This is a genomic window from Syntrophobacterales bacterium, from assembly GCA_031274925.1.
In the GTDB taxonomy this organism is placed as follows: Bacteria; Desulfobacterota; Syntrophorhabdia; order Syntrophorhabdales; family Syntrophorhabdaceae; genus PNOM01.
The window spans coordinates 13,979-28,034 of record JAISPL010000041.1 but is presented as its reverse complement, the minus strand read 5'-3'; the positions used below and the strand labels follow the sequence as shown (position 1 = coordinate 28,034).

The window sequence follows — 14,056 nt, the reverse complement described above, 5'->3', positions numbered from 1 at the left end:
CGTGGCTACGTTGCCCCGGAAGGTCTCTCATCAAGGGTGTTCATCTTGATGCCGGCGTCCACGCCGGGAAGAGGCGCTACCGGGATGGTGAGGAGGAATTTTCCCTCTGTCACCCATCCTTTCAGGATAGTGGCTATCTGTACGGCCTTGGAATAACTTGAAATGGGAAAGGATGGTATCTCCTTGCCATTGAAGCTTATCTTGCCTGTCTTCAATTCAGCATAGCTAACTTCTCCAAGGCTTCGCGGCTCCCTTTGTGGATAATCATTGCCGTAGTCCACCACCTGTGCCCAGTACTCCTCGTCACCTCTCGAGGTGAGATAGGCCATTTCCTCATCAAGTATCGGTATGGGGACGCCAATACCCACAAACATTGTGGCCCCGTAGCCGATGAAGCTTGCCCCCTTGAGGAACTCCCCGCTCATCTGTTTTGCGTCACCGATAGTTGCGAGTGTCCCGGCACCGGCTCTTGGTATGCCGTTGGGGTTTCGAGGGACGTCAGGATTATGCTGCGTCCCATGCCACGCAACGTAGCCTGTTCCGCCTCCGAGAAAAATCCTCGTCCCGATGCCTATGGTCCGGTAGTTCGGGTCTTTCAGCAGAGGGGAGAGCTGCCCGGCGCTCGAATAGTTTGCACTTCCCATGTTGGGCTTCAGGGTGCCCATGTATGTGTGAATGATCCTTGAGGTGAGATTGACGGCCACATTGTAATTCTGATAGTCATTTCTCGGGTTGTACAGATAAGCCTCGTTGGTGTTGTTTTTGTTGATATAGGTCTCTATTTTTTTACGCGGATAGCAATCCGTGCCATATGCGGTTGCCACGAGTTTTATATCTTTCCCGCTTACAAATTCCTCTATAACATGTCCGCCGCCATACTTGAATGCTCCGGGATATACTGTATTGCGGGGGTCATCATCGGGTGTTGCTGTGGCACCGATATATACGTCTGCTGCGGCGAGTCCGCAGTACGCCGGGACGTCATTTAGATAACATCTTCCTCCTCCAATCTTAATCCTCGGTTTGGAATGGCCTACGCTCAGGAACATCCCGCTTGAGCACATGGGGCCGAAAGTGCCAGTGGTCACGACATCCACGTACTCGGATGCCTTCTTGACACCCTTATCTTTTGCAATTTCAATCATCTCTTCGGCTGTGACTACTACCACCTTGCCGGTTTTTATTTTTTCGTTTATCTCTTCAATTGATTTCAATGTTCCTCCTAGCAAGCAGCACAGGTCTGCTATGAACGGTTTGCCGATTCAGGCGTCCGGCGCGGAATCAATTGTATTCCCGCTCTTATGAGAGATATTTCCCTGGCTAGATGTGCGGACCGGAAAGGATTCGCAACCGTTGCAATATTATACACCAATTCGGGCCTGATTTTGAAAGTTTCTTAACCGGCAGACAGAAGTCTAGAGAGTTTTCTTCACTTCCTTAATTTGTTGTCTTTTCAAATTGCGCGACAGTTTGTCTCAGAAGATACACCCGACCTGTCTTGGAGACAGAGACCGTCATACCTTCCATGGTGCAATCAACAGCCTCCGTCTCTGATAAGGGGTCTTTCGTTTTTCTGAATCTGATAAGGCCGTCAGACCTATCGTAGAACGTGGTGTCCGAAGCCAAAGCACCTCCTGCCAAGGGAAGTCGGTCCGGCAATCTGCCATAAGCAGGCCGTGTATATAGAATTGCCATTGCTAAAGACCCCTCCTGATATATAGTTCCTTTAATGGCGTATATATCTTAGAGGCATTACCATCAAAGCATACATAAGATCACAAATGAACCTCTCCGCCGCAAGCGGCGGGGTATCCCGGCGGGGTTTACGGCTGACTATTAGGACGCCCTAAGGGGCAGGGAATTAGACCCGTAAAGATTAAACAATAATATATCCCAAGCGATCCAGTGATGCCTGTTTACGATCCCTCTTCTCGTCTGCCTCTTTTTATTGAAGCAATTCAATTCCGGCTGATTCCGGTTTTCTTACGTCACCTCGCAATGCTTAAATTCACGACCAAATCTTGCCCGGGTTCATTATATTGTTTGGGTCGATGAGTGATTTGATTTGCTTCATCATATTAACTGCAATTGGGTCGACGCTCTTATTAAAGGCTTTAGCCTTTTCGAGACCTATCCCATGTTCTCCTGAAATAACGCCGCCTAAGGTTATGGCCATTTCAAATATCTCGTCCATAGCGGCAGCGGCCCGATCATAATGTTGCTTATTATTTATGTCAGTAAGGATAGAAGGATGTAAATTGCCGTCTCCTGCATGTCCCAAGATTACGATTTCCACCTGGTGTTTTTTTGCTAACTCTTTACATTTGCTTATTAGTGCAGGAATTTGCCCCCTAGGCACTGTCACGTCTTCAGCCATTACTGTTGCAGCCGCACCGAAAACAGCAGCAAAACCCGCCCGCCTGCCAGCCCAGTACTTATTGGCTTCATCCATATCTTTTGCCGCCCTGACGTCTCTTGCCCCGTATTGCGTCGCTATACGTATAATTGTTTCAGTTTCCATTGCAACTGCTTCCGGTGCTCCATCAACCTCAAAGAGAAGGACTGCATCCGCATCACGGGGCAAACCTATGTGCATCATATCTTCAAATCGATTAATTACCCAATTGTCGATGAGTTCAATTTTGCTCGGTATTACTCCATTTTCAAGTACACGGTAAACGTTTTCCCCGGCTGTGGCGACATCATTGTACACGGCAAGAATTGTCTTTCTGTCTGCTGGCAACAAGGCTATCTTTACGATTGCCTTTGTTATTACGCCAAGCGTACCTTCTGAACTGATGAATAAATGAAGCAGGTCATAACCTACCACGCTTTTTAACGTTTTCCCGCCTAAAGTGATCATCTCTCCCGTTGGGAGCACTATATCCAGTCCAAGTACATATTGTTTTGTCACTCCGTACTTTACACAAGCTGGTCCTCCCGCGTTCTCCGCGATTACCCCACCCATCGTTGCACTAAGAAAGCTTTGGGGATCAGGAGGGAAGAAAAGGTTCTCTGGGCATTGAGATCAAAAAGTACAACGCCTGGTTCCACCGTGGCCGTCATTCCCTGTTTGTCGATCTCAAGGATTTTGTTCATTTTTGAGGTGCAAAGAACGATGCCGCCTTGGATGGGTACTGGACCTCCGCTTAAGCATGAACCTCCGCCTCGCGGTGTAACCGGTATTTTATTGGCATTGGCGATCCTCATTATCTCTGCTATTTCATCCGCCTTGTCTGCAAATATTACCAAATCAGGCTCGCGTATCCAATTGGTTGTAGCATAATAGGAATAGGCCTTTAAGTCTTCTCTTTCAGAAAGTATCTTTTCTGGACCCACAATTCCGCGAAACTGTTTGAGCAGATGTTCATTGAGCATATGACGCCTCCAATTTTTTATGTTTTCTGTCTCCATCCTAATGCTTCTCTTATTCTGTGTTTCTTATACCCAGAGAAAGTCCATAAAACAATCACTCATGTGAGGTATTTGTTTAAATTCTTGCGAGAATGGACAGTACATATAAGGAAGCACCTAACAAACACTAAAATAACGACTGACAGATGGGATGGGATAGAAAAGCGAGGAAGTTAAACAAAGACAACCTTGTTTTTCTATGTTATTTTCCGCTAACCCTCATACCAGGAATATCATGCGGCTGATGATTCTATAGCCCGCTATTCTACTGTGAACATGATGCTGCAGGTCTTGTTGTAAAACCTTCAACGAAATAAGCAGGTCACGAAGAAGGATATTTTTTAGGTCCTTTACAGTTTCAATTTCCATCACATGCCGGTAGTTGTGTTCATCTGGCTTAACAAACGTAGAGACTATCGGGTTATTGACACCGGACATATAAACGGCCGCAACGGCCAACATGACGAAGATTGACCAGGAGTATTTTATTTGACAAAGTTATTATCCATGAGACGGAACAAACGCGGGGCGACCGCCGACAAAAGGTTGAAATTGTTTATCACCGTATAGGCAAGATTGACTTTGCGGAATGGATTGCTGCAAGGTCACAAAACCGAATATATGGGTAAATGGCGCAAGTATTAGCCGAGCAGAATAATGCCGCCGCCCGTCATGAGATTTATGTCTTTCTTCTTAGAATACTATGCTGTCCTAATATAATAAGTAAGTTTCTTATCTTGATCTGCTCATGGCTTACTGGGACGATCTAAAACATGCTGTGTGTGTGTAGATTGGATTGAGGAATAAGAAACGTTCCACGGGCAAATCTTGACCGTCTCAAGCTTAAGGAGGAACTGGCATACAGAACAGGATAGTGAAAGACTGAAAGTGCTCCTCTCAAGCCGGACGCTTCATCTCGCGTATGTGCCATTCTTTGTACTCCCATAAATCCCTCTGACTGTATGGTGATAACCTATCGATTTAAAGAATGCCGTGGGTTGCCGCCCAGGTGGCTGCTTCTGCCCTATGGACAACATCTATTTTCCAGAATATGCTTTTGATGTGAGTCTTTACAGTTTCTATGCTGATATTAAGAGAAAGCCCTATCTGTTTATTTGAAAAACCTCTTCCGATGAGACAAAGGATTTCTCTCTCTCGGGGTGTTAGCTGTTCGCTATTAGAATTGCCTTGTTTTAGGTTCGTCTCGGAATTCTGTATCCTTGATTCTCGGAGCGTTCTTTCGAGTACCTGAATATATCGTGTTCTTTCTTTTTCACCCTTTTTCTTGTTGGTGATAAACGTAAGCATCTCAAAAATATATTGAACGGATTCGTGACTGTCAAGAATAGGATACAGTCTTACCTCTGCATACTGACGTTTCTGATTAGGTAAATCTAACCATCTTTCTGCTATCAATGGCTCCTTTGTCTCAGAAACTGTCTTGAGTAAACAAGTAGGACAGGGACTATTTCTGTGTCGGAATGCCTCGTAACAGGGCTTTCCGATCATTTCGCTTACCGGCTTCTTAACACCTGCGGACATCGCATTATTGGTCCAGACAACAGTATAGTCATTAGATACAAGATTTATGCCTACATCATTAATACCTTCAAAGAGAGTATTGATGATCTTTAAGGCGACATCTAAAGGCTGACTGGTAATATTGTCTTCCCCCAACATGACCTATCAAATACTACCAAATATGTATTCCAATATACAGCCTTATTTATTCGATATCTGTGAATGTTTAAAAAAGATAAAAGAGAAATTCGATTACTTAGATTAATACGGAGGTTTGCGGGAGTTTTTTAAGCATCAATACTCCTCTCCATGATGCTATCATGATATCGAGATACTAAATTTGCGGCTGGAGATGTGGTGAACGTAGTGGCGGCAGCGGGAGAAGGAGCCAAAAATGACTTCGGGCGTACCGTTATATACAGCAGAGGCATGCACTAGTTTCAGTTTTCCTGTGAAAAGTTTGGGCTTAGTCTTGCATATGCGCTTATCTTCGCGTAAAATTTGTAGCATAAAATCATAAAGGGAGGGAGACAGTATGCCAGTCATTACGAGAGATGACGTGATCGTTCCGTTGGATGTGCCGAGGGTAATGCGCGATACCTATATTGACAATTATATGGCAATAACGAGGTCAAGCGGGAGGTTAATGCTTTTCGCCGGAGACCAGAAACTTGAGCATTTGAATGATGATTTCTATAGTAAAGGGATTCACGCCGATGACAATGTCCCCGACCATTTGTTCAGGATTGCCTCCCAGTCTAAGATCGGTGTATTCGCCGCCCAGCTTGGACTCATAGCGAGATACGGGATGGACTATCCCGATGTGCCGTATCTGGTCAAAATCAACTCCAAGACCCACTTGGTGGGCACGGCGCAGGACGACCCGGTGAGCCTTCAGTGGTTTGATGTCGACCAGATAATGGAATTTAAGGATAATAGCGGACTCAACATCCTTGGTATAGGGTACACGGTGTATCTTGGCAGTGAATACGAGGCCGATATGCTCCTCCAGGCTGCTCAACTGGTCTACGATGCTCATCTGAACGGCCTCATAACCGTTCTCTGGGTGTATCCACGAGGCAAAGCCGTAAAAGATGAGAAAGATCCTCACCTGATTGCAGGGGCAGCAGGAGCCGCCGCATGTCTTGGAACGGATTTCGTGAAGGTCAACTACCCAAAGAAGGAAGGGGCCGAGTCCAAGGAGGTCTTCAAGGAAGCCATACTTGCTGCGGGCCGCACCAAAGTGGTTTGCGCAGGCGGTGGAAGCGAATCGGTCGATAAGTTCCTGGGGCAACTCTACGACCAAATCCACGTGAGCGGAGCAGCGGGAAATGCCACGGGGAGAAACATCCATCAGAAATCGCTGGCGGAGGCAGTCCGGATGTGCAATGCCGTGTACGCGATCACGGTCGAAGATGCAAGCATTGAGGAGGCCATGAAGATTTACAACAAAGCGTGATCCTCTCCGTTCGACCGATACTAAGTCCTAAACCCGAACACCTGTTTTTGATTGGGGATATTGTTTCTGAAAATAGTGCCACAGCGCCTTTGGGGAGTTACGATTAATGAGAAGGGCGTTGTGCACTGTCTTCGGGCTACTGGCCGAACTAAGCGAAATTGCGGATAATTTTTGGTGGAGCTGGTATCCCTCGACAATGATGCTTTCCAAAATATTTAGCAGACATGGATGTATGAGGGCAGCCACAATCCCTTCAAGATACTGGCCAGCCTTTCCGGCCAATACTTTGACCGCCCTTTAACGATTTAGGTCATACCTTGGTTCTCCTGTCTGAAAGATGGATACAATAACAAAAAGGGCAAAGAAATATCTCGTCTTCTCGGAGAAAGACTATCATTTTTGGAGAACCCGGGGAAGCTGATGTTACAGATCGTATTTAACGCGGCGCGAAATGCCAATTTTGGCAATGCGTATCGCTTTTGTGTCTGACTACGGAGATAGCTGCTCAAATATGAATGGCTCAACAATCCCATTCCGCCCATAGGGGCGAGCGGGATAAGCGGCATGAAGGCGTCCCCTGAAGGATGTACCTCGCTTGAATATATCCTGGTGGCTGGTAGTTAGAGGGCAAAACGGGGAGAACGACTGAACTTAAGGACTAAAGAAGGAGAAAGCGGACTGCAACGAAGCAGCCACCGAGGGCCTCTACAGTGTTCTCGAAGATGAGGCTATCCTGCTCTAATACGATCAGCCTGAAGGTGGAGTACCCCATGGATGAATAAAGGTCACGAAGAAATCCATCCGGAGTAACACCGCGAAATTCTTGACGAGGCACATAGCAGAAGTCCACATGAGTTTTCCTGGTAAAGCTATCCCACAAATTAAGAGGCAGTATATCCTTAACGAATAAAGAAGTATTTCAATTACTAAACAAATATGTTGGAAACGAGCGGATACTCCAATTACCCCCTTGCTTCTCGGTGCATCAGGAGGATAGATATCTTTCTGGGTTGAAACTGATGCATGGCAGGATCAATTCCCTGTTAAAACCTGCCTTGATGAGTTTCGTTGCCGCCGTTACCACGTCAATGGCTCCACCCATGAGTTTGCCAGTCCCGTTTTCCAGGTTTGCCGTGGTCGGACTCTCATGGTCCGGGGTTTCTTTCACAGAGTCCGACACGATTATGATCTTAGAGGGATTCTTTACCCTGAATACAAGATCTAAAGTCCTTGGATGAAGATGAAATTGATCACCGATCAGTTCCACATATATGTGGGGATTGAGGAGACCGAAACCGGCAATCCCCGGTTCCCTGTGGTGATAAGGCCGCATGGCGTTGAAAAGATGTGTGATACAATGGGCCCCCTGCTGGTAAGCCCTCTCGGCCTCACTGAATGTGGCGTTTGTGTGGCCCAGGCTTACCGCCACGCCCCGGTCAGACAAGAGTCTTGTTAGTGCTAGTGCACCCTTCAGTTCCGGGGAAATGGTGACTACCTTGATAATATTTTCGAAACCTTCGGTAATCTCTCGGTAATGGCGCTCCGCAGGCGGAAGGAAAACTTGCGGATCTAGTGCCCCCGGAAAAGACGGGTTTAGAAACGGTCCCTCAAGGTTAACTCCGAGTATCTTGGACCCGTGGCTTTCTTCACGGGCTTGGATTTCCATGGCCTTTTTTACTGCCTCTATATGGGTCCTCATTTTGTTTATCTTGGCGGGATATATGGTAGGGATAATGGCAGAGACACCGCGGGAGGCCTGAATCTCTGCTATTCGGAGCAGGTCTCCGGGGTCGACTGTCTGTGTATCATAACCGCCGCCGCCGTGGATATGGATGTCAATGACTTTCATCTTCTCTGAATGATACCAGAAAAATGAGAAAGAAAAAAGAATGTGGAGACGGGTCTCTCCGGAATGATATAATCAAGTCATGAAAGAAGTGCTCATACGTCTTGGAAAATGGTCTGAGGAGAGTCTTGACCAGCTTATCCGCCGGGCCTCCCTGATACCCGATCCAGGTCCCAGGATAGAGTTGATTTCAAGGGAATTTCTCGGTATTCCATACTGCGGGTTCACGCTCGTCGGTGGCAGCGATACTATCGAAACATTCGTGATTGACTTGGAAGAGGTGGACTGCTTCACCTTCATCGACTATGTCGAGGCGATGCGTATCTCCGTTTCCTATTCCGAATTCAAGACAAATCTGGCGAAGGTGAGATACAGAGGGGGTCTCGTTGCGTACGAGGGAAGGAATCATTTCTTTTTAGACTGGATTGAATCCAACAGCTCCCTTGTCTGTGATGTCACGGACAAGATAGGACAGACTGCTTCGCGGCACATGGCAAAATTTTTCAATCAGAAAGAGGATGGCGCCTTATTCCTTCCAGGTCTCATTGCGAAAAAGAAGGATGTGCACTATATTCCGTCTTCGCTTATCGATCATTCAATAGAGGGGAGGTTGGAGACAGGGGATTATGTTGGGGTCTACTCCATGACGACCGGGCTGGATGTCTCTCATGTAGGAATATTCATACGTGGAAAGAATGGCGCTTCCCTGAGACACGCATCGTCCGCTGACGAGAAGAGAAAAGTGGTCGACCAAGATTTCAGATCTTACATGGCGGCCAAGCCGGGAATAGTTGTGCTTCGCCCTCAGCGCTCCGACAGGTGAAAAAACGCATGGTCTCGTTTCTGTTTTTTCTCTGACTCCATGCTCTTCGTTATTCGTTCTGCGCTCTGTAATAGCTAAGGCCGGGAATCTCTTTGATGCACCCTTATATCCTATCAATTCTATCCATCCTTCCCCTCCCGTTTCGGCTGTACCCAATTGATTGATAAGTAATACATAATAAATTCAGATAGAGCTTGCTTAAATATATGATAGCGTTCACCAATTGATATGCCTGGTATGGGCGGTATTATTTTGTAAGTGAGTCAAAGACGACCAAGAACTGAAATTGCATTCCGTAGCACTCTTAACAGGCAAGCTGGCCTACAGTGGTGACACTGATTAGAACCCGGGTAATTCTCTCAACTGAATATAAAGCGCATGTTGTTCATGGGGGATTTGGTGAAAAAAAGAAGGCGACCGGCCACAGGGGCCCTCGACCTGCATGATCTTCAGCCAATAACGAACATGGGGCCTTGGATTTCTAAGGCACCGTACCTGTTCCGGTGATGGAGGAAATGTATTCCATCCAGGTCAATGTAATCGAATGCGTCCGACCCGGCGGCAAGACAGATGCCGGCCGATAGGCCGACCATTGTCTCCGTCATACATCCGATCATCAGTTTAAGGCCTGATTCCCGGGCAATGCGCATGATATTGTACGACTCCTGAATGCCGCTCTTGGCGATCTTTATATTGACCCCGTGACAGAGGTCCATGTCTACAGCTTTTTTCATCTGTTCCTCGGTTTCCACAGTCTCATCAAGGACCACCGGTATGGGAGAGTGCTTCTTGATCTCTGCCAGTCCGCGGTAGTCGCCTTTGGGAAGAGGTTGTTCGAAAAGCTCTAGCTTGTAAGCCTTTTTTTGAAGATAATCGACCATGCGCAGAAACGAATGCGACGTGTAACCCTGGTTGCCGTCGAGACGGACGGTAAAGTCTGGAGTCTTTTCTTCGAGCGTGCGCCAGAGGATTGAGATAAATCTCTTGTCCTCTGTCAGGTCCCCGCTCACCTTGATCTTATAAATCGTAAATCTTTTTTTTGCGGCATAGTCGATCCAGCGGAAAAGAGCCGGATTGCCAGGAATGAAGGGAATGGTGATGTCGGTCTCTATTTTTTTTGACTTTCCTCCCCAGTAAGAATGCTCCGAAAGCCCCGTTGCTGTTAACCATGCCCGGAAAAGTGCAATTTCAAGGCCGGAAATGGCCATGGGATAGGCTTGGTTGTCTCGCCTGAGTTGTGCTATCCTCTCTTTCCACTCTCCCGCAGATGTTCCGACAAACCTGGGTGTCCACTCTGTGAGACGTGTCCATATGACGGGTATGGTCTCATTTGCGAATGCCAAGCTGGTGGGGCACTCCCCGAGTCCAAACGAGCCGTCGTGAAGAGTCACACGCACGACGATGCTTTTCAGGACGTCCTTTGAACCGAGTGAGGTGGCGAATCGCATCCTGAGGGACCGCGTAACCTCATGGAGACGGATGTTTTTTATTCGGTCATCTGCTATGGCAGCACCTTTCCGAACAAGACCACATGGTCGCCGATGTATATCTTTGGTCCTTCTCCGCAAAAGGCGGCTAGGTTCTTGCCGAATCTTTCCTTGAAGGTACCCATAGTCACGTTGGCTCCAGTCTCACGGGCTTCGATAAAACTCTCCCCGCCGACGAATAACATAACATGAGTCACTGTGTTTTCGCCGTTAGCCACAAAGATAAGATCGCATGGCCTCAAATTGTCCGCGGACACAGGGGTCGCCTTCATCCACTGCTCATGGGCATCTCTTGGAAGATCAATACCGTGGACCCGGAAGACAATATTAACGAGGCCAGAGCAGTCGACCCCGGTAGCCGTTGCCTGCAGGTCGGGCATATGCATACTCCTCCCCCCCCAGAGATAAGGTACTCTCATGAAAAAAAGCGCGGTAGCAAGGACATCCTCCCTGTCTTGCCACCACGCCGCCTCTTGGTCTGTCATGCGCAGCTTCTCTTTATCAATCCAACCGGTTCCTCCTCCTGCCAGGCAGACCGGGTAAAACCTTTCGATTTCAGCTGATGTTTGACAGGCGTCTATTCTCGTTCCTATGGAAAGATTGAATAGAGTGGCGCTGTTGCAATCAGGCATACTATAGACAAGAGCTGTTCTGGTCTTCACCGTTGCTCCGGTTTCCGTCTGCCTCGCCCCACATGGCTTGATCGACTCTTTTTGAACCCAACCAGAATAACCTTCCCACTGTTCGTGCATCTGGAACATCTGCTGTTCTACTGCCTCCACAAGAGCCCATCCGTTATGTTCGTCACGGACTAGGACTTTTTCACCGAAGAGGAGTTGGGAAAAAAGGAGATCGTCCTTAGCATAGGAAGGAACTCTTTCCCGCGGGACTTTTTTGAGGTTTGTCACGGGTTCGACAACAGTATGATATTCTCTTGGCACGTTGTCTTACCTTTACCATATTCTCGACAGACAAGACAATAATTTGCAGAAGAAGCCAGTTCACGGTAAATAAGATCTTGGAAAAATTGTGAATATCGTTTAGAGTCATATACGATCGTTATGACAAAGTCTGTAAAAACCGTCCATGGACCATTTTCTGTCTACTTCGCTGGGGAAAGTATGGACCCGGCTCTGCTCACCCGGCAACTGGACTCTGCCCTGACCATAAGAGGGAAAGGCAGGGGGGGGATCATGATTCTGGATGCCGGGACAGTGACCCTTGCTTGCAGGAAATATGTCCACGGCGGAGTGCTCAGGGCCGTGACTGGGAAGATGTTCCTTTCCGGCCTGAGGGCGCTCAAGGAAATGGAGATAACATCTTATCTTCGTGAGATGGGTTTTCCCGTCGTTGACCCTTTCGCGGTCATCGTTGAGGACCGGATACTCACAAAACGCCTCTATTTTATCACCGTTTTCGAGGAAGAGGCTACCGACCTGCTCAAGTTTCTCGCCGAGTCGGGCAGGATGGCGAGATACAGAAAAATCAGGAAATTGGCGGAGCATATCAGACAACTTGAGGTCCTTGGGATCTATCACCCCGACCTTCATCTTAACAATGTACTTATCGCGAGAGATGATAAGGAGATGAAGTTCCTCGACTTCGACAGGAGCAGTAGAGGAAACGTGACAAAAAAGGAAGTGACAAACATGATTTTCCGCCTGAACAGGTATGCCGAGAAGATGGAGAAAGACGGAATCATCACCTTCACCATGAGAGAACGGATGCTCTTCTTAAGGGCCTATCAGAGGCTTTCCGGATTTGACATCATTCTAGAAGTAGAAAAAAAGGCAAAAACGAAAAAGTTTACCTCAAGGCTGGGATGGTTCATTGAACGTTTACTCTACAACAACCGTAGAAGCAATCGCCAGCTTTAAAAACAGTTATTCATCGCTGGTGGTTAGGTGTTTACCCCCACATTAAAGTGGTTTGGGTTACCTGTAAACCTTCTAGGCTCAAACGTCCATATATCTCTGATGAAATCACATAAGGAGATTTTCCTTATAAGCTTTTCAAACGATTGCCAGATTGTACGCCATTAGAAGTGCATTGAGGTGTTCTTTATGGCTGCCATAATGGTAACTCCGGTTGGTCAGTAATGTTCAGGCAGATAGCATCACGGATGCCGTTATCCGTGTTTCGGAAAACTCTTGGGCTTAAGCTCTTCGTCGTATGCAAACTTTGATGTTCTGTCTGCCTTCTTCCAATTGCACCTAGGTATATCCACATGAAACTCTGCAGGGATGAACGTGTCTAGATGCTGCAGCTAATACAGACAGCTGTGTGAAGATCATGAATGTCACAACCGCAGCTTCTTAGGATGACTTTCGGTTCCGATTGGACAAAATCTCTAGTTTTTCCCTTCTTAAGTGAGGTATTATATGCACCGTTACTCAAAAGGGGATGGACAGGGAGGAAATTTTGTTTATGGAAGGGTATATCATTTTTTTCTGGCCCAACGTCGGTGAAGCCAAAACCAGTCTTCCGGCCTCTCCCGGAGAAGGTTCTCAAGAAATGCATTAATTTTCCTTGTATTTTTGTATATCAGGTCTTCTATGTTGCCTTTCCGTTCCATTTCTATAGCAGGCGAGCATACGATCGTATACCGGAGAAACCCATCTCTTCTGAAATAGAAAGGAACGACTGGAGTGCGCGTTTTCATTCCGATCATCGCTATGCCTTTGGATGTAGGGGCTTTTTCGCCGAAGAATTCCACAAAGACACCTCTTGACCGCTTTTCTCTCTGGTCCCCGAGGATTGCCACTATTTTATTTTCTTTGAGGTATCTCATTACATCTTTGCCTGTATTTGCGTTGGGGATGACGGTAAGGCCCGTTTCTCCACGAAGTTTGTTAAGGTATTCATTGATCCGCTGGTGCCGCTTAAGGGGCCGCGCAAGGACGATGATGTCCCTTTCCAGGAAGTGGGACGCAACACCCATGATCTCCCAGTTTGCATAATGAAACACAAGAGCCATCATGCCTTTGTTCAAGGCCAAAACTTCATCTACATAGAACCGGTCCTTGATGGCGAAGCGACGGACAAGCTCCTGTTTAGGGATGAAAGGCAGGATCAGAGACTCCACGAAATTGATGCCGAGGTTTTCGAAACATCTCTTCGCCAGACGGGATGCGTGTTTCTCATTGAGATGACGAAAGGCTTTCTTCAGGTTCGAAATCGCCACATGGCGCCTCTTCGCGAGAAAAAAATAGGCCCCCCGTCCCATGGCTAGACCGACCCCACGCTGAAAGCGTTCAGGCAGATGGCGGAGAAGCTGCTGAAACGATTTGATAACAAAGATGAGAAATAAATCTACTAACACATGCAACTATTTCTGGTCAATGGATATTGCCTCGTCAATAAGCATAACGGGTATATCGTCTTTTATGGGATAAAGAAGTCTGCACGACTCGCATATGAGTCCATCCTTTGAGTCATTAAGCCGTATGTCTCCCTTGCATTTCGGGCAGCACAATATATCAAGCAACTCTTTACTGACAGGCATA

13 protein-coding genes and 1 pseudogene are annotated in these 14,056 nt (G+C 47.2%); 4 read left to right on the top strand and 10 right to left on the bottom strand.

What is annotated here, in order from left to right; translation table 11 throughout:
• Window positions 1-5 precede the first annotated feature (5 nt).
• The 4 genes and pseudogenes from LBQ00_07365 to LBQ00_07350 form a co-directional block, all read right to left on the bottom strand.
• Window positions 6-1,214, bottom strand: coding sequence for a homocysteine biosynthesis protein (locus tag LBQ00_07365; GenBank protein MDR2018671.1), 1,209 nt, complete (start codon window positions 1,212-1,214; stop codon window positions 6-8).
• Window positions 1,215-1,437: 223 nt separating this feature from the next.
• The gene (locus LBQ00_07360; protein MDR2018670.1) at window positions 1,438-1,695 is read right to left on the bottom strand and encodes a hypothetical protein; all 258 of its coding nucleotides are present in this window, start codon (window positions 1,693-1,695) and stop codon (window positions 1,438-1,440) included.
• Window positions 1,696-2,008: 313 nt separating this feature from the next.
• Window positions 2,009-2,863 carry a hypothetical protein gene (locus LBQ00_07355; protein MDR2018669.1) on the bottom strand — a complete coding sequence of 285 codons (855 nt, stop codon included), beginning with the start codon at window positions 2,861-2,863 and terminating at the stop codon, window positions 2,009-2,011.
• Window positions 2,852-3,378 (bottom strand): annotated as a pseudogene (locus LBQ00_07350) (FAD-binding oxidoreductase). Before LBQ00_07350 ends, LBQ00_07355 begins: the two are co-directional and overlap by 12 nt.
• A gap of 506 nt (window positions 3,379-3,884) precedes the next feature.
• Between LBQ00_07350 and LBQ00_07345 the strand changes: the two are divergent.
• On the top strand, window positions 3,885-4,043 hold the full coding sequence (locus LBQ00_07345) for a DUF4368 domain-containing protein (GenBank protein ID MDR2018668.1): 159 nt from the start codon (window positions 3,885-3,887) through the stop codon (window positions 4,041-4,043).
• Window positions 4,044-4,395: 352 nt separating this feature from the next.
• Here LBQ00_07345 and LBQ00_07340 read toward each other — a convergent pair whose 3' ends face one another.
• The gene (locus LBQ00_07340) at window positions 4,396-5,094 is read right to left on the bottom strand and encodes a LuxR C-terminal-related transcriptional regulator (GenBank protein MDR2018667.1); all 699 of its coding nucleotides are present in this window, start codon (window positions 5,092-5,094) and stop codon (window positions 4,396-4,398) included.
• 376 nt (window positions 5,095-5,470) lie between these two features.
• On the opposite strand from LBQ00_07340, the gene LBQ00_07335 reads away from it, so the two are divergent.
• Window positions 5,471-6,394, top strand: a complete 924-nt coding sequence (locus LBQ00_07335) for a hypothetical protein (protein MDR2018666.1) — start codon at window positions 5,471-5,473, stop codon at window positions 6,392-6,394.
• Between the two features lie 985 nt (window positions 6,395-7,379).
• Here LBQ00_07335 and LBQ00_07330 read toward each other — a convergent pair.
• The gene (locus LBQ00_07330) at window positions 7,380-8,243 is read right to left on the bottom strand and encodes a hypothetical protein (protein MDR2018665.1); all 864 of its coding nucleotides are present in this window, start codon (window positions 8,241-8,243) and stop codon (window positions 7,380-7,382) included.
• A 79-nt stretch (window positions 8,244-8,322) separates the two neighbouring features.
• Here LBQ00_07330 and LBQ00_07325 point away from each other — a divergent pair, with 79 nt between their 5' ends.
• Window positions 8,323-9,063, top strand: coding sequence for a DUF1460 domain-containing protein (locus tag LBQ00_07325; GenBank protein MDR2018664.1), 741 nt, complete (start codon window positions 8,323-8,325; stop codon window positions 9,061-9,063).
• A gap of 449 nt (window positions 9,064-9,512) precedes the next feature.
• On the opposite strand, the gene LBQ00_07320 is transcribed toward LBQ00_07325, so the two are convergent.
• Window positions 9,513-10,511, bottom strand: a complete 999-nt coding sequence (locus tag LBQ00_07320; protein MDR2018663.1) for a hypothetical protein — start codon at window positions 10,509-10,511, stop codon at window positions 9,513-9,515.
• A 53-nt stretch (window positions 10,512-10,564) separates the two neighbouring features.
• Window positions 10,565-11,491 (bottom strand): C40 family peptidase, encoded by a 927-nt coding sequence (locus LBQ00_07315; GenBank protein ID MDR2018662.1) that lies wholly within the window; start codon window positions 11,489-11,491, stop codon window positions 10,565-10,567.
• Window positions 11,492-11,671: 180 nt separating this feature from the next.
• Between LBQ00_07315 and LBQ00_07310 the strand changes: the two genes are divergently transcribed.
• Entirely contained in the window at window positions 11,672-12,427 is a 756-nt protein-coding gene (locus LBQ00_07310) for a hypothetical protein (protein ID MDR2018661.1), read from the top strand.
• Between the two features lie 563 nt (window positions 12,428-12,990).
• Here the strand turns inward: LBQ00_07310 and LBQ00_07305 are convergent.
• Both LBQ00_07305 and LBQ00_07300 read right to left on the bottom strand, forming a co-directional pair.
• Window positions 12,991-13,872 carry a lysophospholipid acyltransferase family protein gene (locus LBQ00_07305; GenBank protein ID MDR2018660.1) on the bottom strand — a complete coding sequence of 294 codons (882 nt, stop codon included), beginning with the start codon at window positions 13,870-13,872 and terminating at the stop codon, window positions 12,991-12,993.
• A gap of 6 nt (window positions 13,873-13,878) precedes the next feature.
• Complete coding sequence (locus LBQ00_07300) at window positions 13,879-14,055, bottom strand: Trm112 family protein (GenBank protein MDR2018659.1); 177 nt, start codon at window positions 14,053-14,055, stop codon at window positions 13,879-13,881.
• Window position 14,056: the final 1 nt, after the last annotated feature.